Annotated in this window: 21 protein-coding genes and 1 riboswitch; of the genes, 11 read left to right on the plus strand and 10 right to left on the minus strand. The window is 73.6% G+C overall.

Going from position 1 to position 24,382, the window contains the following annotated elements:
- Positions 1-113: 113 nt before the first annotated feature.
- Positions 114-256, minus strand: a riboswitch (cyclic di-AMP (ydaO/yuaA leader).
- A gap of 308 nt (positions 257-564) precedes the next feature.
- Together ACFYON_RS21085 and ACFYON_RS21090 are read right to left on the minus strand one after the other, a co-directional pair.
- Positions 565-1,329, minus strand: coding sequence for a hypothetical protein (locus ACFYON_RS21085; protein ID WP_387189119.1), 765 nt, complete (start codon positions 1,327-1,329; stop codon positions 565-567).
- Positions 1,330-1,527: 198 nt separating this feature from the next.
- Positions 1,528-2,694, minus strand: coding sequence for an acyltransferase (locus ACFYON_RS21090; RefSeq protein WP_355096845.1), 1,167 nt, complete (start codon positions 2,692-2,694; stop codon positions 1,528-1,530).
- A gap of 155 nt (positions 2,695-2,849) precedes the next feature.
- Between ACFYON_RS21090 and ACFYON_RS21095 the strand changes: the two genes are divergently transcribed.
- From ACFYON_RS21095 to ACFYON_RS21105, 3 genes are all read left to right on the plus strand, one after another.
- Positions 2,850-4,175: a polysaccharide pyruvyl transferase family protein gene (locus ACFYON_RS21095; RefSeq protein WP_354867397.1), complete on the plus strand. Its 1,326-nt coding sequence runs from the start codon at positions 2,850-2,852 to the stop codon at positions 4,173-4,175.
- Positions 4,176-4,215: 40 nt separating this feature from the next.
- Complete coding sequence (locus tag ACFYON_RS21100) at positions 4,216-4,851, plus strand: alpha-ketoglutarate-dependent dioxygenase AlkB (protein WP_354867399.1); 636 nt, start codon at positions 4,216-4,218, stop codon at positions 4,849-4,851.
- Positions 4,852-4,946: 95 nt separating this feature from the next.
- Entirely contained in the window at positions 4,947-6,284 is a 1,338-nt protein-coding gene (locus tag ACFYON_RS21105) for a solute carrier family 23 protein (protein WP_354867402.1), read from the plus strand.
- 536 nt (positions 6,285-6,820) lie between these two features.
- Here ACFYON_RS21105 and ACFYON_RS21110 read toward each other — a convergent pair.
- Positions 6,821-9,310, minus strand: a complete 2,490-nt coding sequence (locus ACFYON_RS21110) for a DNA topoisomerase IV subunit A (protein WP_354867405.1) — start codon at positions 9,308-9,310, stop codon at positions 6,821-6,823.
- A gap of 29 nt (positions 9,311-9,339) precedes the next feature.
- Positions 9,340-11,397 carry a type IIA DNA topoisomerase subunit B gene (locus ACFYON_RS21115; RefSeq protein ID WP_387320992.1) on the minus strand — a complete coding sequence of 686 codons (2,058 nt, stop codon included), beginning with the start codon at positions 11,395-11,397 and terminating at the stop codon, positions 9,340-9,342.
- A 348-nt stretch (positions 11,398-11,745) separates the two neighbouring features.
- On the opposite strand from ACFYON_RS21115, the gene ACFYON_RS21120 reads away from it, so the two are divergent.
- Complete coding sequence (locus ACFYON_RS21120; protein ID WP_354867409.1) at positions 11,746-13,002, plus strand: hypothetical protein; 1,257 nt, start codon at positions 11,746-11,748, stop codon at positions 13,000-13,002.
- A gap of 74 nt (positions 13,003-13,076) precedes the next feature.
- Here the strand turns inward: ACFYON_RS21120 and ACFYON_RS21125 are convergent, their stop codons facing one another.
- Entirely contained in the window at positions 13,077-13,709 is a 633-nt protein-coding gene (locus tag ACFYON_RS21125) for a methyltransferase domain-containing protein (RefSeq protein ID WP_354867412.1), read from the minus strand.
- Entirely contained in the window at positions 13,709-14,146 is a 438-nt protein-coding gene (locus ACFYON_RS21130) for an Rrf2 family transcriptional regulator (protein WP_354867414.1), read from the minus strand. The genes ACFYON_RS21125 and ACFYON_RS21130 overlap by 1 nt, the downstream gene beginning before the upstream one ends.
- Before the next feature lie 153 nt (positions 14,147-14,299).
- On the opposite strand from ACFYON_RS21130, the gene ACFYON_RS21135 reads away from it, so the two are divergent.
- The 5 genes from ACFYON_RS21135 (at position 14,300) to ACFYON_RS21155 (ending at position 19,221) form a co-directional block, all read left to right on the plus strand.
- Positions 14,300-15,511, plus strand: coding sequence for a globin domain-containing protein (locus tag ACFYON_RS21135; RefSeq protein WP_354867417.1), 1,212 nt, complete (start codon positions 14,300-14,302; stop codon positions 15,509-15,511).
- 377 nt (positions 15,512-15,888) lie between these two features.
- Positions 15,889-17,055: a glycosyltransferase gene (locus tag ACFYON_RS21140; protein WP_387320994.1), complete on the plus strand. Its 1,167-nt coding sequence runs from the start codon at positions 15,889-15,891 to the stop codon at positions 17,053-17,055.
- A gap of 112 nt (positions 17,056-17,167) precedes the next feature.
- The gene (locus ACFYON_RS21145; protein ID WP_354867423.1) at positions 17,168-18,025 is read left to right on the plus strand and encodes an alpha/beta fold hydrolase; all 858 of its coding nucleotides are present in this window, start codon (positions 17,168-17,170) and stop codon (positions 18,023-18,025) included.
- A gap of 70 nt (positions 18,026-18,095) precedes the next feature.
- Positions 18,096-18,725: a hypothetical protein gene (locus ACFYON_RS21150; RefSeq protein ID WP_354867425.1), complete on the plus strand. Its 630-nt coding sequence runs from the start codon at positions 18,096-18,098 to the stop codon at positions 18,723-18,725.
- A 112-nt stretch (positions 18,726-18,837) separates the two neighbouring features.
- On the plus strand, positions 18,838-19,221 hold the full coding sequence (locus ACFYON_RS21155) for a hypothetical protein (RefSeq protein ID WP_354867428.1): 384 nt from the start codon (positions 18,838-18,840) through the stop codon (positions 19,219-19,221).
- 4 nt (positions 19,222-19,225) lie between these two features.
- Here the strand turns inward: ACFYON_RS21155 and ACFYON_RS21160 are convergent, their stop codons facing one another.
- The gene (locus ACFYON_RS21160; RefSeq protein WP_354867431.1) at positions 19,226-19,435 is read right to left on the minus strand and encodes a GTPase activator; all 210 of its coding nucleotides are present in this window, start codon (positions 19,433-19,435) and stop codon (positions 19,226-19,228) included.
- 36 nt (positions 19,436-19,471) lie between these two features.
- Positions 19,472-20,362, minus strand: a complete 891-nt coding sequence (locus tag ACFYON_RS21165; RefSeq protein ID WP_354867434.1) for a DUF72 domain-containing protein — start codon at positions 20,360-20,362, stop codon at positions 19,472-19,474.
- Between the two features lie 144 nt (positions 20,363-20,506).
- On the opposite strand from ACFYON_RS21165, the gene ACFYON_RS21170 reads away from it, so the two are divergent.
- Positions 20,507-21,196, plus strand: coding sequence for a hypothetical protein (locus ACFYON_RS21170; RefSeq protein ID WP_354867436.1), 690 nt, complete (start codon positions 20,507-20,509; stop codon positions 21,194-21,196).
- A 12-nt stretch (positions 21,197-21,208) separates the two neighbouring features.
- Positions 21,209-21,919 (plus strand): Pr6Pr family membrane protein, encoded by a 711-nt coding sequence (locus ACFYON_RS21175; RefSeq protein WP_354867438.1) that lies wholly within the window; start codon positions 21,209-21,211, stop codon positions 21,917-21,919.
- A 12-nt stretch (positions 21,920-21,931) separates the two neighbouring features.
- Here the strand turns inward: ACFYON_RS21175 and ACFYON_RS21180 are convergent, their stop codons facing one another.
- Both ACFYON_RS21180 and ACFYON_RS21185 read right to left on the minus strand, forming a co-directional pair.
- Positions 21,932-23,992: a glycogen debranching N-terminal domain-containing protein gene (locus tag ACFYON_RS21180; RefSeq protein WP_354867440.1), complete on the minus strand. Its 2,061-nt coding sequence runs from the start codon at positions 23,990-23,992 to the stop codon at positions 21,932-21,934.
- Positions 23,989-24,363 (minus strand): SCP2 sterol-binding domain-containing protein, encoded by a 375-nt coding sequence (locus tag ACFYON_RS21185; protein WP_354867442.1) that lies wholly within the window; start codon positions 24,361-24,363, stop codon positions 23,989-23,991. Before ACFYON_RS21185 ends, ACFYON_RS21180 begins: the two co-directional genes overlap by 4 nt.
- Positions 24,364-24,382: the final 19 nt, after the last annotated feature.

Below are 24,382 nucleotides of genomic sequence, written 5' to 3' on the forward strand. Positions count from 1 at the left end.
ACGCCCGTGACGCCGGGCGCCCAAGGGGGCGGTCGCGGTCGCGCGTCAGGCGAGCGCGGGCGTTACGTCGCCGTGGAGGCGGCGGGACGATCGGGGGGTGGGCACGAGGTCGGTGCTCCTTCCGTGGCCGCCGACCGGGTTAGCTGACGGATTCGGGCGGGAAGTACGCCCTACCGCGAGCCGTGGGCTCGCGGATTCACCCCGATGTTGCTCATGGGTCCCCGGTTCGTGAGACACGATTGGGCGGGTCGGCGCGGCGTCGCCGTCGGCGATCGGTTACCGCTTCGACGCGCCGACACTACCGGCGGGTATTGCCCCCTGCCAAACGTCCCCACCTGGGCAAACGTGATCCGCGATAACGGATTTCGGAACAGCCGGTTACTGACTTCGCTCGATGGGACAAGCGGTTTTCACGTCACCTCGCGGCGGAAAGCGGACAGACGGCGACCAGCCGACCCGCAATCGCGTGACTCGATGGCCCGTTCTGCGCGCGGCGTCCGATTCGGCGTCCCCTGTCGCCGGGCCCACCACATTCCGGGTAACGATTCGGTCGAGACGACCGTCTCAGCCCACCCGGGCCGGACGCCACCGGGCACGCCGGACCGGTACGGGCACCGGCAGCGGGTTCGTCGCCGCGCTCCGGTACGCCGGAACGGGCCACAGCGCCGCGCTGGCCGCGTACGCCTCAGCGGCGAGCGCACGGGCGGCCCCGGCGGCCAGTTCCGCGTCCCGCCAGGCCTGCCGCTCCCGCGCGGCGGCGCTCTCCCACCCGGCCCGGCGCCCGTCCCGGACGGTGCGGGCCAGCACGATCTCCTGCTCGGCCGGGTGCCGGCGCGGATCCCAGCCGTTGCGGCGGGCCAGCACGTCGGCGAGCTGACGGGCGCTCAGGTCGCCCCGCCAGTGCGCCGTCATGGCGGCGTGGCGCAGCCAGCGCTCCCGGGTCGCGTACTCGGCAGGGGTCCGGGGTGTGCGCGGGGCGGCCAGCGCGGCGGCGCCGGCCAGGCGCCGGGCGGCGCCGTCCGCCTCGTCGTACGCGGTCCAGGCCCGGTCCGCCTCGTCCTGCGCGGCCAGCCACTGCTCCCGGCGGCGCCGGGCCGTCTGGGTGGCCCCGGCGGCGGCCACCGCCACCTCCTCGGCGTACCGGATCAGGTCGTCGCGGCCGACGGCGTCGGCGTCGGCCGGCTCGGGGGCGGCCTCCGGCGCGGCGTCGCGTTCGGGCCGGGCCACGAGCGCGGCGAGCAGGCCGAGGGCGAGCAGCAGCAGGAAGGACCAGATGGCGGCGGCCTCGGGCACGGAGATGAGGAAGTGGTACAGAGCAGTCTGCGACATGGTCGGCACCTCACGGGAAGGACCTGGCGGGAGGACCGCACGACCGGCCGGGGCGTGCCGCGGAGCGGCAGGGCGGCGGGTGCGGGGCGTGGGTTCGGTGGGTGCGTGGAACGGGTGCGGCCCGTGGGTGGATCAGCGGGCGGGCGGGGCCCGCGGGCCGGCCGGCGCGGCGACCCGGCCCGCCGCCACGGGTACAAATTACCGCCGATCCCCCACCGGCGCACCGCCCCACGGCGTGTCGCGGATCGACCGGCCGACGGGGAACGTGGTCAGTCCGGGTGACGCCGCGCGGTCGCGGCGGGACGAGCCGATCAGGCGCATCATCGGCACCTCCACCCAGCGGTGCAGCGCGGCGGCCAGCGCGAGCGTGACCACCAGGAAGCCGAGCACCGCGAGCGGGCCGCGCCAGCCGGTCAGCCCGGTCCCCCAGTGCCCGGTCAGCCGCAGCACGGTGACCATGACCAGCACGTGGACCAGGTAGAACGCGAACGAGACCTCGCCGAGCCAGACCATCGCGCGGGACCGCCAGGGGGTGGGCAGGCCGCGCACGTCCGCGTCCGCCGCGGCGGCGATGACCAGCAGGTACGCCACCGCGAGCAGGGCGGCCCAGAACTCGGCCGGGATCCACAGCGCGGCGACCACCCAGGTGGCGACGAAGACGCCGGTGGCGACGGCGAGGTTGGGTCCGCGCCAGCGGCGCCGGCGCATCAGCTCGGCGGCGGCCACCCCCATCCAGAACTCCAGCGACCGGGTCACCGGGAAGATCTGGGTGAACCACCACCGCTGCTCCTCGGGCACCAGCTGCTGGCCGGGCCACAGCGCCAGGATGAGCAGCGGCGCCGCGACCAGCACGGTCCGCAGCACCCCGGTACGGGCGCGGCGCAGCCACGGCACCACGAGCGGCAGGCACAGGTAGAAGGCCAGCTCGCAGGAGAGCGACCAGCTCACGTTGTTGACGCTGTAGAAGTAGCCGCCCAGCGGGATCCACGCCTGGACCAGGAAGAAGTTGGCGATCGCGGCCCACGGCACGATCGGGTCGGCGAACCAGGCCGCGACCGCCAGCGCGGCCACGAACGTCACCACGTGGTTCGGGTAGATCTTGGCGAGCCGGCGGCGCAGGAACGTCCACGCGCGTTCCCCGTCCCGGTACGACCAGACCAGCACGAACCCGCTGAGGATGAAGAAGAACTCCACGCCGGACAGGCCGAGGCTGAACGCCTTGTCCATCACCGGCTTCAGGTGCGGCTCGGCGATGATCCCCATGGTGCCGGCGTGGAAGGCGAAGACCAGCAGCGCGGCGACCCACCGCAATCCGGTCAGCGACGGCAGTCGTGGGGCACGGGTGACGGTCGGCGCGCTGGTCATTCCGGGCACCCTACCCCGGGGAACCGGGACGTTCCCGGCGAGCCGACGTCCAGCGGACCACCCAGGGGCGGCGGATAGGATTCCGTTCCTGCACGCGCGGGCACCCACCCGGCTCTCGCCCGCACGTCGTGCCGTACGGAAGGTGAGCGAACCGGATGCACCAGCGGATCCTGCTCCGCGCCCGCAAGGGCGCGTTCGACGTCCTCACGCCGGAGGAGACGTTCGCCGGCAACTGGATCGGGGACAACAGCGGCAACCTGGTCTTCAGCCACGCCGCGCACAAGCTGCTCGCCACGTCCACGGCCGAGATCACGCCGACCCGCACCCCGGCCGACCCGCGCCTGGCTGACGAGATCAACGAGCGGTACGACGTCTTCGTGGTTCCGCTGGCGAACGCGTTCCGCCGCAGCTTCGTGCACCGCCTGACGCCGCTGACCAGGCTGATCGAGCGACTGAAGATCCCGGTGGTGGTGCTCGGCGTCGGCGTGCAGACGAACGTCGACGGCGACCGCGAGTACCTGCGGCCGATCGACGAGCCGGTGCGCGCGTTCTGCAAGGCCGTGCTGGACCGGTCGCACAGCATCGGCGTGCGCGGTGAGGTGACCGAGAGCTACCTCAACGCGCTGGGCTTCTCCGCGGTGGAGCAGATCGGCTGCCCGTCGATGTTCCTGCACGGCGACTCGTTCCACCTGGAGAAGACCCGCCCGGAGCTGACCGCCGAGTCGAAGATCGCGATCAACGTCTCCCCGTACGTCCGCTCGATGGCCTCGGTGGTCCGCCACCACCAGGAGCGCTACCCGAACCTCTGCTACGTGCCGCAGGACCTGCGGACACTCGGCACCCTGCTCTACGGCGACGCGCCCGAGCACCGGGGCCAGAGCAGCGACATCCCGCTGCACACCTCGCACCGGCTGTTCGCCGAGGACAAGGTGCGCATGTTCGTCGACCCGTGGACCTGGTTCTCGCACCTGTCCGGGTACGACTTCGCGTTCGGCACCCGCATCCACGGCACCATCAGCGCGCTCGTCGCCGGCACGCCCGGCTACCTGTTCGCCCACGACTCGCGCACCCTGGAACTGGCCCGCTACTTCGGCATCCCGCACCGGATCATGCGGGACGTGCCGGCCGACGTCGACGCCGCCGACCTCTACGCGGAGGCCGACTACACCGCGCTGAACGACGGCCACAAGGCCCGCTTCGAGACGATCACCGCGTTCCTGCGCAAGCACGACCTCGGCACCTCGTTCGCCGACGGCGACAGCGCCGCGCGCTTCGACCGCCGGGTCGGCGAAACGGTGTTCCCGCCGGCTGTCCGGCCCGCCGCCACCACCCCACCGGCCGAACTGCTGACCCGCATCGAGCGGCTGCGCGACGAGAACGCCAAGCTCACCGCCACCCTCGACGCGATGCGCTCGCAGCAGCTCCGGGAGCGGATCAAGCAGGCCGTCCCGGGCAAGGTTCGCCGGATGCTGCGGCGCTGATCGTCGTACGCCTGTTCGAGCGCGGGGTACGATCGGCTGCGTGTCCGACGCGTACCAGCCCTCGATACTCGACCTGGCCGAGCAGGGCCCGGCCCTGGGCCCGCTCGCCGGGGTGCTGCGCCGGCACGAGCTGAGCCGGGGCGCCTGGGTCGACCACCTGCCCGGCTGGGTGCGCGGCTCCGACGCGGTGCTCGACACGCTGCGCCACGACGTGCCCTGGCGGGCCGAGCGCCGCACCATGTACGACACCGAGGTCGACGTGCCCCGGCTGCTCTGCTGGTACGCCGCCGGCCGGCCGCTGCCGCACCCGGTGCTCACCGCCGCCCGCGACGCGCTCACCCGGCACTACGCGCCCGAACTGGGCGAGCCGTTCGTCACCGCCGGCATGTGCCTCTACCGCGACGGCCACGACAGCGTGGCCTGGCACGGCGACACCCAGGGCCGCTCCGCCCACACCGACACCATGGTGGCGATCGTCTCGTTCGGCTCCCCGCGCGCGCTGCTGCTGCGCCCTCGCGGCGGGGGCGGCGGCAGCCTGCGGTTCCCGCTCGGCCACGGCGACCTCGTCGTGATGGGTGGCTCCTGCCAGCGCACCTGGGAACACGCGGTGCCGAAGACCACCCGCCCGGTCGGCCCCCGAATCAGCGTCCAGTTCCGTCCCACCGGCGTCGCCTGAGCCCGGGCCGGGCCCACGGCCCCGCAGGGCACCTGCTAGAAACAACTCTCAGGGTCGATCACGCCCCCGTCACCCGATGACGCGAAGGGCGCCCGATGTCCGAGTCCCCCACTTCCCGCTGGTCCCCGTGGATCCTGCACGGCGACGGTCGCCAGGTACGCCCCGGCGACGTGGTCGCGCCCGACGAGCGGCTCTCCTGGCCGCGCACCATCGGCGTCGGCGTGCAGCACGTGGTCGCCATGTTCGGCGCCACCTTCACCGTCCCGCTGATCACCGGCTTCCCGCCCGCCACCACGCTGCTCTTCTCCGGCCTCGGCACGCTGCTGTTCCTGCTGATCACCGGCAACCGGCTGCCGTCGTACCTCGGCTCGTCGTTCGCGTTCATCGCGCCGGTGCTGGCGGCGAAGACCGACGGCGGCATCGGCGCGGCCCTCGGCGGCATCGTGGTCGCGGGCGTCGCGCTCGCGCTCGTCGGCGTGGTGGTGCAGGTCGCCGGCTCCCGCTGGATCGACGCCCTCATGCCGCCGGTCGTCACCGGCGCGATCGTCATGCTGATCGGCCTCAACCTCGCGCCGGTGGCCTGGGACGGCGGCGGCTCCGGCACCGGCGTGAAGGCGCAGCCGCTGATCGCCGTGGTCACGCTCGCCGCGATCCTGCTCACCACAGTGCTGTTCCGCGGCTTCGTGGCGCGGCTGTCGATCCTCATCGGCGTGGTGGTCGGCTGGGTGCTCGCCGCACTGACCGGCAACCTCGACCAGCAGGCGGTCAGCGGCCTGCGCCAGGCGGCCTGGATCGGTTTCCCCGAGTTCCACACGCCGACCTTCGACGTGCGCGCCGTCGTGCTGGTCATCCCGGTGATCCTGGTGCTGATCGCGGAGAACGCCGGGCACGTGAAGGCGGTCGCCGCGATGACCGGCCGCAACCTGGATCGCGACATGGGCCGGGCGCTGCTCGGCGACGGCGTCGCGACGGTGCTGGCCGGCTCCGGTGGCGGTTCCGGCACCACCACGTACGCGGAGAACATCGGCGTGATGGCGGCGACCCGCGTCTACTCCACGGCCGCGTACTGGGTGGCCGGCGGCACGGCGATCCTGCTCGGGCTCTGCCCGAAGTTCGGCGCGCTGATCCTGACCGTCCCGGCCGGCGTGCTCGGTGGCGCCACCACCGCCCTGTACGGCCTGATCGCCATCCTGGGCGCCCGGATCTGGATCGAGAGCCGGGTCGACTTCCACGACCCGATCAACCTGTTCACCGCCGCGGTGGCGGTGATCATCGGCGCCGCCAACTACACGCTGACGGCCGGCGACCTGTCGTTCAACGGCATCGCGCTGGGCACCACCGCCGCCCTGGTCATCTACCACGGCATGCGCCTGATCGCCCGCCTGCGCGGCACCACCCCCCAGTCCCGCCAGTCCCCCGACCCCGAACTCTGACCCCGCGGGGGCTTTCAGCCCCGCCCTCGCCCGCCCTCGCCCGCCCTCGCCCCGTTGATCATGAAGTTAGCGGCACAAATTGCCCGATTCACGCCCGCCAACTTCATGGTCAACGGGCAATGGGGGTGCGATCGAGGCACCCGGAGGGCCCGACCACGTCGATCATGAGGTTAGCGGCATTTAGTGTCCGTTTTGTCGCCGCTAACCTCATGATCGACCGTGCAGGGTGAGGGCGAGTGCCCAGACACCCGGAACTCGCCAGCCGCCCAGGGCGCCCAGTCCGCCAGGGGCGCCCGCTGCGGTGATCAAGGAGTTTGCGGTCGCGGAAGGCGTGAAAAGGCCGCTAACTCCTTGATCAACCGAGTTGGGAGGGGCCGGGAAGGGCGCAGCGGCAAGGGCGGGGAGGGCGGGTCGGGTGGCCTGAGGGCTGGGCGGCCAGGACCAGGCCGTCGGGCGGGGTGCGGGCGATGGCGGCAGACGAGCGAGAGCGACCGACCGGTTGGGGCGGGTGGGCCGGGCCACCCGCCCCTGCCTCGTCAGTCGCGGTCGATGTGGTGGCCTACGACGGTGGGGCCGAGCATCACGGCGAAACCGGAGCCGTCGCGGCGCGGGTCAGCCGGGGGCAGCTCCACCGGGTCGCCGGTGGCGGTCGCACCCACCGGCCGCGGACCGATCCACGCCACCGACAGGTCCTCCTCACCCTTGAGGAACCGCTGCGCGCGGACGCCGCCGGTCGCCCTTCCCTTCGCCGGGTACGCCTTGAACGGCGTCACCTTCACCGTGGCGCCGGTCGAGGTGACCACCATCGGCTCGCCGTGCGCCGCGTCGTCGGTGCGGATCGCGCCGAAGAAGACCGCCCGTGCGTCGCCCGGCAGGTTGATGCCGGCCATGCCGCCGCCCTTGAGCCCTTGCGGGCGCACCACCGATGCGGCGAAGCGCAGCAGCGACGCCTCCGAGGAGACGAACGCCAGTGTCTCGGCGCCGTCGGTCAGCCAGGTCGCGCCGACCACCTCGTCGCCGTCGCGCAGCGAGATCACCTCGAACTCGTCGGAGCGGACCGGCCAGTCCGGGGCGCACACCTTGACGACGCCCGCCCGGGTACCGAGCGCCAGGCCGGGCGACCCCTGCGCGGACGGCCCCAGCGGCGCGAGCCCGACCACCGTCTCGCCCGGCTCCAGCGGCGCCAGCTCCGCCGCCGACATGCCGCCGCGCAGCGACACCGTGCCGGACTGCTCCGGCAGCACCGGCAGCGGCAACACGTCGATCTTGAACGCGCGGCCGGCGCTGGTCACCAGCAGCACGCGACCCCGGGCGGTGGAGTGCACGATCGCGCGTACCGCGTCGTGCTTGACCCGGCCGCTGCGCCGGCGCGCCTCGGCGGCCTCCTCCGACTCGGCCGCGGTCCGCGCCACCAACCCGGTGGCGGACAGGATCACCTGGCACGGGTCGTCGGCGACCTCCAGCGGACCGGCCGGCACCGAGGCGGCGAGCACCTCCTTGAGGTCGCCGTCGACGAGCGTGGTGCGTCGCGGCGCGCCGAACTGCTTGACCACGGCGGCCAGCTCGTCGGAGACCACCTTCCGCAGCACCTTCTCGTCGTCCAGGATCTTCGACAGCTCGGCGATCTCGCCGCGCAGCTTCTCCTGCTCGGCCTCCAGCTCCAGCCGGTCGTACTTGGTCAGCCGGCGCAGCGGGGTGTCCAGGATGTAGGCGGCCTGGATCTCGGAGAGCTTGAACCGCCGCATCAGGCCGTCCTTGGCCGCCTGGGCGTCCTCGCTGGCCCGGATCAGCTTGACCACCCGGTCGATGTCGAGCAGGGCGATCAGCAGGCCGTCGACCAGGTGCAGGCGTTCCTCCCGCTTGCGCTTGCGGTACGCGCTGCGCCGGGTCACCACCTCGTAGCGGTGCGCCAGGAACACGTCGAGCAGCTCCTTGAGCCCCAGCGTGCGGGGCTGGCCGTCGACGAGCACCAGGTTGTTCACGCCGAACGACTGCTCCAGCGGGGTGAGCCGGTAGAGGTCGGCCAGCAACGCCTGCGGGTTCACGCCGACCTTGCACTCCACCACCAGGCGGGTGCCGTTCTCCCGGTCGGTGAGGTCCTTGACGTCGGCGATGCCGGTGAGCCGCTTCGTCTTGTTCACCTCGTTGGTGATGGCCGCGATGACCTTCTCGGCACCGACCCCGTACGGCAGCTCGGTGACCGTGATGGCCTGCCGGCCACGGCTGCCCTCCAGCGGGCCGATCTCCACCCGCCCGCGCATGCGCACCACGCCGCGTCCGGTCTCGTACGCGCGGCGCACCTCGTCCAGGCCGAGCAGCAGTCCGCCGGTCGGCAGGTCGGGGCCGGGCACGAACTCCATGAGCTTGTCGAGTGTGGCGTCCGGGTGGTTGATCAGCCAGCGGGCGGCCTGGACCACCTCGCCGAGGTTGTGCGGGATCATGTTGGTGGCCATGCCGACCGCGATGCCGGAGGCGCCGTTGACGAGCAGGTTCGGGAACGCCGCCGGCAGCACCGTGGGCTGGGTCAGCGAGCCGTCGTAGTTCGGCTCGACGTCGACGGTGTCCTCGCCCAGTTCGCCGGTGAGCAGCATCGCCTCCCGGGACATCCGGGCCTCGGTGTAGCGCGCCGCGGCCGGCCCGTCGTCCGGGCTGCCGAAGTTGCCGTGCCCGTCGATGAGCGGGACGTTGAGCGAGAAGTCCTGCGCCAGCCGCACCATCGCGTCGTAGATGGCGGTGTCGCCGTGCGGGTGGTACTTGCCCATCACGTCGCCGACGATCCGGGCGCTCTTGACGTGGCCGCGGTCCGGGCGGTGGCCCTGCTCGTACATCGACCACAGGATGCGCCGGTGCACCGGCTTGAGCCCGTCGCGCGCGTCGGGCAGGGCGCGGGAGTGGATGACCGAGAACGCGTACTCCAGGTAGGAGTCCGAGACCTCGGTGACCAGCGGGTTGTCGAAGACGCGGGCGCCGGCCTGGTCGAAGGCGGCCAGATCCGCCTTCGCGCGGTCGTCCTTGCGGCGTGCCATGGTGTGCGTTCCTTCCGAGAACCCGTTGGTCAGGCGTCGATGGCGTCGCGGTCGACCCGGTCGGCGGAGTCGATCAGCCAGTTGCGGCGGGGCTCGACCTTCTCCCCCATGAGCAGTTCGAGGATCCGCTCGGCGGCCTCGACGTCGTCGAGCGTGATCCGGCGGACCGCCCGGGTGGCCGGGTTCATGGTGGTCTCCCACAACTCGTCGGCGTCCATCTCACCGAGGCCCTTGAAGCGCGGGATCGGCGTGACGATCTGCTTGCCGGCCTTCTCCAGCTTGCGGACCGTCGCCTCCATCTCCGCCTGGGTGTAGGTGTAGACGGTCTGCGGGCTGCGCCCCCTAGTGGTGATCTTGTGCAGGGGCGGCATCGCCGCGTAGAGCCGCCCGGCCTCGACCAGCGGTCGCATGTAGCGGGCGAACAACGTGATCAGCAGGGTGCGGATGTGGGCGCCGTCGACATCGGCGTCGGCCATGATGAGCACCCGGCCGTAGCGCAGGGCGGACAGGTCGAACGTCCGCCCGGAGCCGGCGCCGAGCACCTGCACGATGGCCGCGCACTCGGCGTTGTCCAGCACCTGCTGGAGGCTGGCCTTCTGCACGTTGAGGATCTTGCCGCGGATCGGCAGCAGCGCCTGGTACTCCGAGGACCGGGCGAGGCGCCCCGTCCCGAGGGCGCTGTCCCCCTCCACGATGAACAGTTCGCTTCTCTCGATGCCCGCGGCTCGGCAGTCGACCAGCTTGGCCGGCATGGCCGCGCCCTCCAGCGCGGTCTTGCGGCGGGCGGCGTCCTTCTGCTGCTTCTGGGTGAGCCGGACGCGGGCCGCGTCGACGATCTTCTGGAGCACCGTCCGCGCCTCGGCCTTGGTCCGGCGGTCGTCCAGCCAGCTCTTGAGGTGCGCCTCGACCAGGCCCTGGAGCACCTTGGTGATGCCAGCGGTGGACAGCTCGTCCTTTGTCTGCGAGGTGAACTGCGGCTCGGGGATGCGCACGTGCACCACGGCGGTCATGCCCTCCAGGACGTCGTCCAGGCTGGGCGCGTCCTCCTTGGGCTTGAGCAGGCCGCGGGCGTTGCGGGCGGCCTCGGCGAGGGTACGGGCCAGCGCCCGCTCGAAGCCCTTGCGGTGGGTGCCCCCGTGGGCGTTGCGGATGGTGTTGGTGAAGCACTCGACGGTGCGCTCGTAGCCGGTGCCCCAGCGGAACGCCACCTCGACCTCGGCGCGGCGCTGCACGTTGGACTGCATGACGCCGTTGGCGTCGGCGGCGTTCTCCCGGTAGGTGCCCTCGCCGGTGACCAGCAGCGTGCCGGAGACCGGCCGGTCGCCGGCCGGGGCGAGGTATTCCACCATGTCGGTGAGTCCGTCGGGGAAGTGGAAGCGCTCCTCGACGGGTTCCTCGCCGGTCTCGTCGCGCAGCCGGTAGGCCACACCGGGGACGAGGAACGCGGTGTTGCGCAGCTTGAGCCGGACCGCCTCGGTGTCGAGCCCGGCGCCGGTCTCGAAGTAGCGGGGGTCGTGCCACCAGCGGATCGAGGTGCCGGTGCGCTGGCCGCGCTTCATCGCGCCGATGATCTGGAGGCCGGGGCCGGGTGTGAACGGCGCGTCCGGACCGTCGCCGTCGAAGACGCCCGGCACGCCGTGGCGGAACGACATGGCGTGGACCTTGCCGCCGCGCCGGACCGTGACGTCGAAACGACGGGACAGCGCGTTGACCGCCGACGCGCCGACGCCGTGCAGACCGCCGGAGGTCTTGTAGCCGGAGCCGCCGAACTTGCCGCCCGCGTGCAGGCGGGTCAGCACCAGCTCGACGCCGGAGATGCCGGACTTGGCGTGCACGTCGGTGGGGATGCCGCGGCCGTCGTCGTCGACCTGGACCGAGCCGTCGGCGTGCAGGATCACGTCGACCTTCGTGGCGTGACCGGCGACACCCTCGTCGGTGGAGTTGTCGAGGATCTCGTTGACGAGGTGACCCACGCCACGGCTGTCGGTGGAGCCGATGTACATGCCGGGGCGCTTCCGGACGGCGTCGAGGCCCTCCAGATGCGTCAGGTCGTCGGCCCCGTAGAGGGTCTCAGGCTGTGCGGTCAACTGGTCGTACTCCCAGGTCTCGGCGGTGTGGTGCCGTTCACCGTGTGATCCCCCCACGATGATCGCCGGGCGCGGCGCGCCGCAGCGAGCCTAGCCGGGTGCCCCGACAGGTCGGCGGCACCGGGGCGGTGCGTTGCGCGATCGACCTGCCGGCCCGGTCCGCGGCGCGGCCGCGTACGGCGGCACCGGCGGGACGGGCGGGGCGTCCAGGCGGCACAACGACCTGGGCACCGGATGTCTTCCCCGACGAGGGCGGCGCATGTCGAGCCATTGACGTCCGTCACACGCTCGTGATCTGATCGCCACTCTGAAGAATCTTTCACCTTTCGATGTTGTGGAGGGTCGGGCATGTCCCTGTTCCGTCGTTCCGTGCTCGCGGCGGCGGTGGCGCTCGCCGCTGTCGCGTTACCCGCCGCCGCGGCACCCGCCCAGCCGGCCGCCGCCGCGCTGCCCACCGCCGCGGTGGCGCTGGGTGACAGCTTCATCAGTGGGGAGGGCGCCGGGGCGTACGCGCCGGTGGTGGACGTCAACGGGGTGGCCCAGGGCTTCCCCGGCTGGTCCGCCGCCAACGCCAACGCCTACTTCTGCCACCGTTCGCCGAACGCCTCGCTGTTCCAGGCCGACCTGCCCGGCATCTCCGCGCGGTTCAACCTGGCCTGCTCGGGAGGCCAGCCGTACGACATCGCAGGCGCCTCGGCCACCCGCACGAAGGGACGGCAGGTGGCCGCGCAGCTCGACCAGCTCCGGACGGTGGCGCGGACCCACGACATCGACCTGGTGCTGGTCGGCCTCGGCTCGAACAACAGCTCGTTCACCTTCGGCAGCGTGGCGGAGAAGTGCGCCAACCGGTTCATCGCCGACGCGTGGACCGGCTGGTGGGAGTTCTGGGCGTACCTGGGCGGGCCGGTGGAGCAGAAGCCGTGCACGGACGCCGACCTGGGCACCGCCGCGCAGTTCGCCGCCGCCACCGCGGAGACCACCGCGGCGCTGCGGCAGCTGCTCACCACGCTGGACGAGATCGATGCCGACGGCCGGCACCGGGTGGTCTTCCAGGACTACACCAACCCGCTGCCGTTCGAGCTGGACCAGAGCTACTGGACCGAGGACAGCCGCGACGACACCCGGGACAAGTTCCGCGCGCTGGGCGCCGAGCGGTACGCGGCCGGCTGCCCGATCCACCGGGCCAGCCTGGCACCCGGACACCGCTTCTCCCAGGGGCTCGGCACGCTCGTCGGCTCGGTACGCGGCACGCTCGCCGGCGAGTTCCCGCAGGACGACCTGGTCTACCTGAACGTGCAGCGCGCGTTCGACGGCGCCCGGCTCTGCGAGTCGACCGGCAGCCCGGCCAACGCGCTGGCCACGCCGATCCGGCTGATGGACGGGCCGACCGGCACGTTCGTGACCAGCCTGTCCGGATACGACAAGCTGGACATCCAGCGCATCGCCAACGCCTGCGGCACGTACTTCCAGACCTGCCAGGAGTCGTGGCACCCGAACGCCGCCGGGCACCGGGTGCTCGGCCGGTGCCTGGCCGGGGCGGCGGCGACCGGCGCCCGTACCGTCGCCTGCGTCCGCGCCCCGGACGGCACGGTGACCGTGAGCTGAGCCCGAACGGCCGGCGCCCCGCGAGGGCGCCGGCCGAGCCCGGCCGGCACGCGGGCGCGGCCCGGTGCGGCGCGTCAGGCCCGGATCGCGGCGCCGAGGACGTGCGGCGAAGCCGGTGCGGGCAGCCCGGCCGGCGGAAATCGGAAACGGTCCAGCTCGGTCACCGTGAACCCGGCGGCCCGGATCGCGGCCACCGTGTCCCGCGCGGTGTGGCACCCGGCGCAGCACAGCGGCCACAGTGTCGCGTCGGCCAGGCGCTGGGCCCGGCGCAGGCCCGGCGTCTGGGCCACCACATGTTCGTAGAAGCGCAGCTCGCCCCCGGGCCGCAGCACCCGGCACGCCTCGGCGAGCGCGACGGCCTGGTCCGGCACCGAGCAGAGCACGAGCGACAGCACCACGGCGTCGGCGGCGCCGTCGGCGACCGGCAGCGCCTCGGCCAGTCCGGCGGCGACGGTCACCGGCACCGGGGCGGCGGGCGCGGCGGCGCGGGCCAGTGCGCGCAGGCGCGGTTCCGGCTCGACGGCGAGCACGTGGCTCACCCCCGGCGGGTAGTGGGTCAGGTTGCGCCCGTTGCCGGCGCCGATCTCCACCACCCGGCCGTGCAGTCCGGCGACGAGGCGGGCGCGGTGCCCGGCCATGCCGGCCTGGTCCATGGCGACGCTGGCGCGGGCGAACAACCGGGCGAAGATCGGATGGGAGACGGCCATCAGCGACCGGCCGGCGGGTTGCCGAGGCTGAGCAGGAGCGGGCCGGCGGCACCGTCGACCAGGTCGCCGAGGCGTACCCCGTCGAGCACGGCGAGGAAGGCGGCCTGCGCGCGGCGCAGCTCACCGCGGAGCCGGCACTCCGCGACCAGCGGGCAGACCGGCTGGGCGCAGTCGACCACCTCGCCGTCGCCCTCGAAGGCGCGGACCACCCGGCCGACGGTGAGGTCACCGGCGTGCTCGGCGAAGGCCACGCCGCCGGAGCGGCCCCGGATGGTCACCAGGACACCGATGCGCTGCAGCCGCTGCACCACCTTCGCGACGTGGCTGCGAGGCAGCTCCAGCCGGGTGGCGAGCTCGTCGACGGTGGCCCGGACCGGGGACGCGGCGGTCAGCATGGCGATCCGCAGCGCCATGTCGGTCGACCGGTTCAGCCTCACGCACCGACCCTAGCCATTCGGCGCGTCCGCGACACAAGCGGATTCACGGTGACCTATGCCACTGCGCTCCCGGGACCTTCGACCCTGAAAGAGGAATAGACAAGTCCTGTTTCGTGGGATCGACCTGTTCGAGCCCTGGAAGGAGATTCGGTAGTGCTCTCGGAATCCTCAACGGCAGTCGTGACCGCCACCCTGCCCGTCGTGCAGGCGCACGGCGAGGCCATCACCGGCCGCTTCTACAAGCGGATGTTCGACGCCCACCCGGAACTGCTCGACCTGTTCAACCGGGGCAACCAGGCCACCGGGGCGCAGAAGGCCGCCCTCGCCTCGGCCGTGGTCGCGTACGCGGCGCACCTGACCGGCGGGGCCGGCACGCCGTGGGGGCCGGTCCTGGACCGGATCGCGCACAAGCACGCCTCGCTCGGCATCACCGCCACCCAGTACCCGATCGTCGGCCGGCATCTGCTCGCCGCCGTCGGCGAGGTGCTCGGCGACGCCGTCACCGCGGAGGTGGCCGCCGCCTGGGACGAGGTCTACTGGCTGCTGGCCTGCGAGCTGATCGCCCGCGAGGCGCGGCTCTACGCCGGCGCCGGCGTGCCCGAGGCCGCGCCGGTGTGGCGGGAGTGGCGGGTGACCGGCCGCACCCAGGAGAGCGCCGACGTCGTCTCGCTCACCCTCGCGCCGGCCGACGGCGGCGCCGCGCCCGGCTTCACCCCCGGCCGGTACGTCTCGGTCGCGGTCGACCTGGACGGCGGCCGGGGACAGCAGATCCGCCAGTACAGCCTCTCCGGCCGTCCCGGCGCCACGGAGTGGCGGATCACCGTGAAGCGGGTACGCGGCGAGGCCGGCGCACCCGACGGCATGGTCTCCGGTCACCTGCACGACCGGGTGGCCGCCGGCGACACGTTGCGGCTCAGCCCGGCGTTCGGTGAGGTCGACGCCACCGGCGACGAAGGGCCGCTGCTGCTGGTCAGCGCCGGTATCGGGCTCACCCCCGCGATGGCGGCGCTGGCCCACCTGGCGGACCGGGACCCCGGGCGTCAGGTGACACTGGCGCACGCCGACCGGCACGCCGAGGCGCACGCGTTGCGCGCGGAACTGCCGGCGCTCCAGCGGCGGCTGCCGAACCTGGCCGTCCACCTCTGGTATCTCGACGCCGCCGGGGCCGACCTGCCCGGCCTGAAGGCGCAGGTGTCCGCCGGGCTGATCGACCCGGACCGGCTCCCGCTGCCCGCCGGGGTGGCCGTGCACCTGTGCGGTCCGGTGGCGTTCATGAACCTGGTCCGGAGCAACCTGCTGCGCCGGGGCGTGCCGGCCGAGCGGATCGCGTACGAGGTGTTCGGCCCCGGGATGCTGCCGGACTGAGCGCACCGCCACGAAACAGGACCTGAGCAGCCCCGCTTTTCGATACGGGGCACGCGTCGCTGCCCCGCCCAGGGCAAGGAGCCTCCACAGCGGAGGCGGCGGGCCCGCGGAGAAGTCGACGATCTGCTGGTTAGGGGCGGGTCCCGAGGGTAGGGGTCCACCCATGCGTGTCCTCGGCATCAATGCGATTTCATGACCCGGCCGCGGCCCTGGTGGCCGACGGCCGGGTCGTGGCCGCCGCCGGGGAGGAGCGGTTCAGCCGCCGCGAGCACGGCAGACCGGCTCGACGCGGCCACGTGCTCCTTCGCTCCGGGCCTGTGCCGCGACGCGGCCGGCTCCACGAGTAGAAGGTGATGACGCTCGATGGAAGAGGAGACATGCGCATCGCGATGATTTCCGCGCACGCCGACCCACTCGCCGCCCTCGGCGAGGAGGAAGCGGGCGGTCAGCACACGCACGTGGCGGAACTCGCGTCCGCGCTCACCCACGCGGGCCACGACGTCCGTGTCTACACCCGCCGCGACTCCCCCGCGCTGCCCGAGGCGGTGCCCGCGCCGGACGGCTACCAGGTGTGCCACGTGCCGGCCGGTCCCGCCCGGCGAGTGCCGAAGGACGAACTGCTGCCGTACATGGGCGAGTTCGGCAACTGGCTGGCCGGCACCTGGCGCCACGGCGACTGGACGCCGGACGTGGCACACGCGCACTTCTGGATGAGCGGGCTGGCCACCGTGCACGCCGGCCGCCGCACCGGTGTGCCGACGGTGCTGACGTACCACGCGCTCGGCACCGTCAAGCGTCGCCACCAGGGCGCCCGGGACACCAGCCCACCAGGGCGCGTCGGCTACGAGCGGGCGCTCGGCCGGGCGGTGGACCGGGTGGTCGTGCAGTGCTCCGACGAGGTCGCGGAGCTGGTCCGGATGGGTGTGCCCCGCTCCCGGATGGCGCTCGTGCCGTCCGGCGTCAACGAGGCGGTGTTCCGCCCGGACGGCCCGGTCGAGCGCAAGGGCTTCCTGGACGTGGTCCGGGCGCTGCCCGCGGTGCCGGACGCGGAGTGCGTGGTGGCCGGCGGCCCGCCGGCCCACCTGTTGCCCGCGGACTCGTTCGCGCGCCGGCTGTCCGCGCTCGCCGACTCGTGCGGCGTGGCCGACCGCGTACGGCTGCTCGGCGGCGTGCCCCGCGAGGAGATGGGCGCCTGGTACCGGTCGGCGGACGTACTGGTGGCCGCCCCCTGGTACGAGCCGTTCGGGCTCACCCCGCTGGAGGGGATGGCCTGCGGCGTGCCGGTGATCGGCACGAACGTGGGCGGCATCGCCGACAGCGTGGTGGACGGACTCACCGGTGACCTGGTGCCGCCGCGCGATCCACGCGCGATCGGTACCGCGCTGCGCCGGCTGCTCGGCGACAACGTGCGCCGGTTCACGTACGCCACTGCCGCGCTGGACCGCATCCGCAGCCGGTACTCCTGGAGGCGCTGCGCCGAGCAGCTCAGCGCCGTCTACGGCACGTTGACCAGCGCGGCCCGGCCCACACCGGCGGTGGCGTGAGGACACACCCCGACCAGCTCGGGACGCACCTGAGCCTGGCCGCCGCGGACGAGGGTGTGCGCCGGCCCACCCTTCCTACCCGGCGGTAGGTTCGGGCCGTACGCTTGTCCGGGTGAGCGGGGACTACACCCAGGAGTTCGTGGACGTCGACGGCGCACGCATCGGCGTGCAGGTCTACCCGGAGCCGGCCGGTCCACCCGGCGCCCCGGTGGTGCTGATCTGGCCCGCCATGGGCGTGCGCGCCCGCTACTACCGGCCGTTCGCCGCCGCGCTGCGCGACGCCGGGCTCGCGGTGATCGTGGCCGACCTGCGCGGCACCGGCGAGAGCACCCCCGCGCCGTCGCGCGCCTGCCGCTACGGCTACCAGGAGATGTCCACTGACATCGGCGCCGTGCTCGACGCGCTCAAGCCCCGGCTCGACGGCCGCACCCGGGTGTTGCTCGGGCACTCCCTCGGCGGCCAGGTCGCGGTGCTGCACCAGGCGCTGCACGACGCCGAGCGGGTGGACGGGCTGGCCCTGGTGGCGGTGGGACTGCCGTGGTGGCGGCGGTACCCGGGCCTGCGCGGGTGGGGCGTGCTGCCGTACACCCAGGCGATCGCGGCGACGGCCCGGCTGCTCGGCGTCTGGCCGGGCTGGGGTTTCGGCGGCCGGCAGGCCGTCGGCGTGATCCGGGACTGGGCGCACACCGCCCGCACCGGCCGGTTCCCGGCGCTGGACGGGGTGGACGCGGAGGCCGCCGTGCGGCGGATCCGCACACCGGTGCTCGCGGTGAGCGTCGACGACGACCAGTACACGCCGCACGAGACGCTCGACCACCTGTGCGAGAAGCTGACCGGCGCGCCGGTGACGCGGCACCGCTACACGGTGACCGAGGCGGGCGCGTCGCTCGACCACTTCACCTGGGTACGCGCGTCAGCGCCACTGGCCGCCCGGATCGCCGCGTTCGCGGGCACGCTCCCCCGCCGGTGAGCCACGCCCGGGCGTGAGTCGCCCGATCGTGGGTATGCCGCTTCGCCCGAACACGGCGGAGGGGGATCTGATGTCAGAACGGCACACCACGCTGCGCTCGATGCACGACCTGGGCCTGGCGGCCTGGTTCGGCGGTTCCCTGATGGGGGCACTCGGCGTCAACGGCGCGGCGGCGCGGATCAACGACACGACCGAGCGGCTTCCGGTGGCCTCGGCCGGGTGGGCGCGGTGGACACCGGTGAACGCGGCGGCGATCGGCGCGCACCTGGCCGGCGCGGTCGGCGAACTGGTCACCGAGAGCCCGCGGATGGCCCGCCAGGCGGGCGTGGGGAAGATGAGCGCGGTGAAGACCGCACTCACCGTCGGCGCGCTGGCGGTGACCGGCTACAGCCGGCTGGTCGGCATGCGGCTGGAGCGGGCCGGCGGGCCGCCGGTCGAGGGGACCACCGAACCCAACCACCACACCCCGGCGAACGTCGCCGCCAGCCAGCGGCAGATGAAGCTGCTCCAGTGGGCGGTCCCGGCGCTGACCGGCGCGCTCGTCGTGGTGTCGGCGTACATGGGCGAGCAGCAGAAGCCGGGCCAGGTGTTCCGGGGCATGCTGGACCGCGCGGGTGGGCTGATGTCCGCGCCGAAGAACATCGGCAAGGCGGCCGCCGTGGGCGCGGCCGGACGTCATCTGGTCGGGGCGGCCCGTTGACCACCGCGCGGCCGGCGACCCACATCGGGGTGGGTCACCGGCCGCGCGGTGCACCGGGACCCGAACCGGCCGCTGGCGGCGGCGCGGGCACAGCAGGCGAGGTGAGGTGACCATGACCAGCAGGAACCGGCCGGGTACGGACGACGGGCGCGGGCCGGAGTCGGCGGCGCCGTGGGGCACCACCGACGGCTTCGACGCCGACCCGCCGTGGGGAGCGGGCGACAGCGACCCGATGGACGAGGGCAGCGAGGAGACCGCGGTGCCCGAGGGGCGGCTCGGTGAACGACGGGCGGCCGGGACCCGGCCGGGCGGGCCGAAGGCCGGGCGGCACGGGTTCGGATCGGTCGAGCCGACCCGGACGCCCATGGCCGGACCGGGTGCGCCGCCGGATCCGGCCCCGTCCGGGCGGACGTTCCCGGACGACAGCGCGGACGGCGACCTCGGCGACAACGCGCTGGAGGAGGCGACCGGGATGCGCCCGGAGACGCGCCCCTGAGAGCTCAGGAGCCGGTGCCGTCCTCACCCGGCCGGCCCGGCGCCGACGGCTCGTTGTCCGGCACCGGCGACTCGGCCACCGGGTGCCCGGTGTCGTCGACCAGGCCCGGCGCCATGCTGCCGCCGTGCGCCTCCTCGGCCTCCCGGGTCGCTCGCGGGTCTCGCTCGTCCTCGCCGTGCCGCTTCTCCACAGCTCCCCCTTCGCGGTCGTCCATGCATCCGGCGGTACCCGGACGACGGCCGGGGAAACGTCAGGCGCGCGCGGCGGCGGACGCGACGCCGAGCAGGTCGGCCAGGCGGGCGGCGTCGCGCTGGGCCTGGTCGCCGCAGCAGTTGTTCATCAGCACATGCAGCTCGGCGCACCGGTCGGCCAGCTCGCGCAGCAGCACCGACCAGTGCCGCAGCTCCCGCTCGCCGTAGGCGTAGCGGAACCGCTCCTGCTTGTCTCCGCTCTCCCAGGCGGTGCTGTGCCCGTGGAACCGGATCACAGCCAGGTCGGTGGTGGCGACCAGGATCGGCGGCACCGAGGAGACGTGCCCCTGCGGCATGTCCACGCACGCGTACCCGAGGTCGTGGTCGCGCAGGAACGTCACGGTGTCGGCCATCGCGTCCCCGTCGAACCACGACGAGTGCCGTAGCTCGACGGTTACCGGCCAGGGACGGCAGCGCCGTGCGGCGTCCAGGATCCGCCGCCGGGCCGCCTCGCTCCGCGCCAGCCACGGCGGGAACTGCAACAGCACGGCGCCGAGCCGGTCGGCCGCCGCGAGCGGCGCCAGCGCCGCGTGGAACCGGTCCCACAACTCGTCGTACGCCCCGGCGGGCAGGTCGCGCCAGCGGATCCGGCTCGGACCGCCGGCCGGACGCAGGTCGCGGGGCAGCGCGTCGACCGGCGTGTGATGGCCAGTGAACATGCGGAACGCCTTGACGTCGAAGGTGAACCCGTCCGGGGTGGCGGCCGCCCACCCCGCCGTGGTCTCCGGCACCGGCACCGCGTAGTACGACGTGTCCACCTCGACCAGTCCGAACCGTTCGGCGTACCAGCCCAGCCTGCCGGCGGGAGTGTTGACCCCGCGCGGATACCAGCCGGAGCGAATCAGCATCTGGTCCGCCCACGAGGACGTGCCCACCTTGATGACACCCATGTAGTTCAGTTCACCGCTACCGCCGGACATCGGCAACTGGAGATGCCTGACCGGCCGTGACCGGCGGCGGGGGTGAACGACCTCACCGCGTCTGCGGCGTCGGAGTGTGACACCGGGCCGGGTGACGGCGCTGAGGGTGACGAGATGGACGCATCCGGCCTGGACCAGGAGACCGTCGAGCGGTTGCTCGCCGGTCGTTCCGGCGACGCGCCGTCCGCTCCCCTGGGCCTGGTCGCCGTGCTGGCCGCGGTCCGGACCGCGCCCGGCGCGGGCGAACTCGACGGCGAGGCGGCAGCGGTGGCGGCGTTCCACGCGGCCCGGCGGGTACGTCGGCGCCGCCGGTTCCGGTTCGCCGCCCGGGTGGCCGTGTCCGCGCTCGCCGCGACCCTCACCAGCGGCGTCGCGATCGCCGCGACCGGTAACCTGCGGCCCGCCACCCGCCCGGCGGCGCCACCGGCCGTCACCGCGCCGCCCACGCCGTCGGCCCGTCCGAGCCCGCCGGCCGGCACGCCGGCGCGCCGGACCCCGCAACCGTCCGCACCACCCGGCCTGTGCGTCGCGTACCGGGCCCTGGCCGAAACGGAACGAGGCCGCGCCCTGGCCGCGCCCGCCTTCACCGACCTCGTCGCCGCAGCCGGGGGCCGCAGCCGCGTGCCGGACTACTGCGCCGGGCTGCTCGGCGACACCGATCCGCCGGGCCGGGCCGGCACACGGGGCGGCGGCAGGCCCGCGCCTCCGGTCCGCCCGTCCGGCGGGCCGCCGCAGGTGGACGTCCCCGCGCCCGGGCACGCCGGCCGCCCGGCCGGCACCCCGCCCGGGCGGCGTACCGGCTGATAACTTGCCCCGGTGACCTCCCGGCGTCGCCTACCGGCGATCCTCCTCCGCCTCGCAGTGGTGCTCGCCGTGCCGGCCGGCATCGTGCTCACCGCCCTGGGCCCCGCCACGGTGACCGGGCTGCTGCCGTACTTCACCATTCAGAGCAACGTGGCGGTCGGTCTCCTCGCCGGGTGCGCCGCCTGGCGCGCGCTACGCGACCGGCCGGAGCCGTCGAGTGTCGTCAAGGGAGCGGTGACCCTCTACATCACCATCACCGGCACCGTCTACCACCTGGTGCTGGCCAACCCGGCGAGCCCGTTCGCCATGACCCAGCCGGACCGGCAACCGGGCGAGTGGTGGGGCAACCAGTTGCTGCACACAGTGGTGCCGCTGCTGGCGGTCGCCGACTGGGCGCTGTTCGACAGGCGCGGCCGGCTGCGCCCCCGGCACGCCGCCTGGTGGCTGGCGTTCCCGGTCGGATACCTGGGATTCGCGCTCGCACGCGGCCTGATCGTGGACAGCTACCCGTACCCGTTCATCGACGCGGGCGAGCTGGGCTACGACGGGGTGGCGGTCAGCGCGGCCGGGTTCGCCGCGGTGTTCTGGCTGCTGGGCCTGCTGTTCGTGGGCGTGGACCGGCTGCTCGCCCGGGCCGGCCGTGCCGAAGCGGCGCAGCCGCCACCCGCAGCCGGCCCGGTGGAGCCGCCGGTGGCCCAGCGGGAGACCAGCGGCACGGGCTGAGCGGCGGGCCGGTCAGGCGGCCGGGCGGGCCGGCCGGCCCCCGCCGCGTTCCCGGCCGTACGAGTCGGCCCGCCCCCACCGGCCCGGCACGTCGAGCAGCTCGATGGGTCCGAAACCGGCCGGGATGGCCGGGTTCACCAGCAGGTTCTCCCCGCACGGGCGCAACCCCAGCATGGTCGACAACAGCATCAGCAGCCCGCCCGACGCCCACGACTGCGGCCGCCCGGCCTCCGGCAACTGGACCGGGTACTTGGTCACCGGGCGGGGATAGCCGACGATCGCCTCCGGGACCGAGCCGCCGAGCGTCTCCGCCACCGCGAACACGCCCGCGGCGATGTCGGCCGCCTCCTCGTCGTAGCCGTACCGCCGCAGGCCCGCCGCGACCATCGCGTTGTCCCAGGGCCACACCGCGCCGAGGTGCGCGCCGACCGGGTTGTACGGCCGCTGCCCCTGCGCGTAGGTGCGCACGCCCCAGCCGGAGAACAGGTCCGGCCCGTACAGGTGCCCGGCCACCGAATCGGCCCGCTCCGGCGCCACGATGCCGCTCCACAGCAGGTGCCCCAGGTGTGAGGTGAGCGCGTCGACCGGCTCACCGTCCGGGGTGAGCGCCAGCGCGTAGTAGCCCCGCTGCGGCAGCCAGAAGTCACTGTCGAACCGTTCCCGCAGCCGCGCGGCGTCGGCCTCCAGTCGCTCGGCGTAGTCCGGGTCGCCCCAGAACTCCCGGGCCAGGCGGGCGCCCCGGATCCGCGCGTCGTACGCGTACCCCTGGAGCTCGCAGGTGGCGCGCGGGTACGGCGGCTCCACGCCGTGCCGGTCGACGATCGCCGCGGGCGTGCTGCGCCAGGCGTGGTTGGCCACCCCGTTGTCCGCGTTGCGGGGCTGGTAGCGCAGGTAGCCGTCGCCGCACAGGTCGCCGTACCGGGTCAGCCAGTCCAGCGCCATCCGGGCCGGGTGCCGCAACTCGTGCACCAGGTCGGTGTCGCCGGTCCAGCGCTCGTACTCGTCGAGCAGGATCACGAACAGCGGCGTGGTGTCGGCCGCCCCGTAGTAGACGGCTGTGGGTTGCTCGCCGAACGCGGCCGCCTCGCCGTACCGCAGCTCGGCGAGGATCTTGCCGGGCTCCTCCTCGCGGAAGTCGTCGAGCTGGCCACCCTGCAACATCGCCAGCGTGTGCAGGGTGCCCCGGGTCAGTTCGGGCGTGAACGGGAGCGTCTGGAGGCAGGTGACGAGCGCGTCGCGCCCGTACAGCGTCATCGCCCAGGGCAGCCCGCCGACCGGCACCCGCTCCGTGTACGCCAGTGGCGTGTACCGCAGGGCGGCCAGGTCGGTGAGGGCCTGCCGGTACACGGCGGTGAGCGCGGGCCGGTCGGCGACCAGGTGCGGCGCCCGGTCCAGCCACCGTTCGAGGTCGTCGCGCATGTCCTGCCGGACGTGGCGGCGGTGCGACTCGATGTCGGCCCGTAGGTCCCGTCCCCCGGCCCCCTGGATGATCATGGCGATGTGCAGGTCGACGTGCCACATGCCCTGCGGTTCGACGGTCACCCGGAAGGTCATCCCGCGCGTGTCCACCTGCCCCCGGGCGGAGCTGGACACGCAGGTCTCCCGGATGAACCGGCCGCGTTCGTACCGGATCCGCAACCGCTGTCCGGCCGGGTCGGGGACGATCGTCGGACGCCGGGTGCCGGGGCGCCGGATCTCCGAGGTGGAGGCGAAGTCGCTGCCCATCTCCAGCCGCACCGTGTACTCGGCGGGTTCGGGCGAGTGGTTGAGCACGGTGATGCTCTCGTGGTACGCCTCGTCGATCGAGCGGTGCCGGATCACCGAGACGTCGGCGTCCACGTAGTGGCTGGCCGCCCCCGGCACCAGCACGAAACGGGTCTCGAAGTAGGTCAGGTCGTCGCGGGACAGCGCGTGCAGCCGTTCGCCGTCGATGGTGAGCACCCAGTGGGACAGGAACCGGGTGTCGAAGGAGAACAGGCCGATCGGGGCGCACGGGTCACGTTCCATGTCGCCCTGCGCGTCGCTCAACGCGAACGCGTTGCCGGCGAGGACGTGGACCAGCTCCTGCTTCATCGGGCCGCCGTCCGTCCGGCCACGTCCCGGGGGTGCCGGGCCTCCGGCGGACCGGGGAAGATCCGGCGCAGCGTCATCAGCAGCCTGAGGTCGCCCCGCGCGGCGAGGTCGTTGCGCAGCAGCGCTTCGAACGGATGCAGGCGCCCCGCCGCCATCCGGTCGAACACCTCCCGATCGGCGCCGACCACCAGGTCCGCCTCCTCGCCCAGGCGGTCCACCCGGACGTCCTGCCGGTCGACGGTCAGGTACCAGTGCTCGGTGGTGCCGTCGTCGCGCAGGTCCAGGCGGATGGTGCCGGAGGTGGTCTCGGGCAGCTCCGGGTGCCAGCCCGCGGTCCCCCGGTTCAGGTGTTCGGCGGCCGAGACGCTCATCGGGCCCTCCTCGTCGGTG

It is taken from the genome of Micromonospora sp. NPDC005686 (assembly GCF_042871665.1).
In the GTDB taxonomy this organism is placed as follows: domain Bacteria; phylum Actinomycetota; class Actinomycetes; order Mycobacteriales; family Micromonosporaceae; genus Micromonospora.

Bases quoted from the DNA above. Each gene is read 5' to 3' on its own strand.
- ACFYON_RS21155 (WP_354867428.1), top strand. From the start codon at position 18,838: ATGACCAGCAGGAACCGGCCGGGTACGGACGACGGGCGCGGGCCGGAG.
- ACFYON_RS21165 (WP_354867434.1), bottom strand. From the start codon at position 20,362: ATGGGTGTCATCAAGGTGGGCACGTCCTCGTGGGCGGACCAGATGCTG.
- ACFYON_RS21105 (WP_354867402.1), top strand. From the start codon at position 4,947: ATGTCCGAGTCCCCCACTTCCCGCTGGTCCCCGTGGATCCTGCACGGC.
- ACFYON_RS21170 (WP_354867436.1), top strand. From the start codon at position 20,507: ATGGACGCATCCGGCCTGGACCAGGAGACCGTCGAGCGGTTGCTCGCC.
- ACFYON_RS21140 (WP_387320994.1), top strand. From the start codon at position 15,889: ATGCGCATCGCGATGATTTCCGCGCACGCCGACCCACTCGCCGCCCTC.
- ACFYON_RS21125 (WP_354867412.1), bottom strand. From the start codon at position 13,709: ATGGCCGTCTCCCATCCGATCTTCGCCCGGTTGTTCGCCCGCGCCAGC.
- ACFYON_RS21085 (WP_387189119.1), bottom strand. From the start codon at position 1,329: ATGTCGCAGACTGCTCTGTACCACTTCCTCATCTCCGTGCCCGAGGCC.
- ACFYON_RS21120 (WP_354867409.1), top strand. From the start codon at position 11,746: ATGTCCCTGTTCCGTCGTTCCGTGCTCGCGGCGGCGGTGGCGCTCGCC.
- ACFYON_RS21090 (WP_355096845.1), bottom strand. From the start codon at position 2,694: ATGACCAGCGCGCCGACCGTCACCCGTGCCCCACGACTGCCGTCGCTG.
- ACFYON_RS21185 (WP_354867442.1), bottom strand. From the start codon at position 24,363: ATGAGCGTCTCGGCCGCCGAACACCTGAACCGGGGGACCGCGGGCTGG.
- ACFYON_RS21160 (WP_354867431.1), bottom strand. From the start codon at position 19,435: ATGGACGACCGCGAAGGGGGAGCTGTGGAGAAGCGGCACGGCGAGGAC.
- ACFYON_RS21095 (WP_354867397.1), top strand. From the start codon at position 2,850: ATGCACCAGCGGATCCTGCTCCGCGCCCGCAAGGGCGCGTTCGACGTC.
- ACFYON_RS21150 (WP_354867425.1), top strand. From the start codon at position 18,096: ATGTCAGAACGGCACACCACGCTGCGCTCGATGCACGACCTGGGCCTG.
- ACFYON_RS21110 (WP_354867405.1), bottom strand. From the start codon at position 9,310: ATGGCACGCCGCAAGGACGACCGCGCGAAGGCGGATCTGGCCGCCTTC.
- ACFYON_RS21180 (WP_354867440.1), bottom strand. From the start codon at position 23,992: ATGAAGCAGGAGCTGGTCCACGTCCTCGCCGGCAACGCGTTCGCGTTG.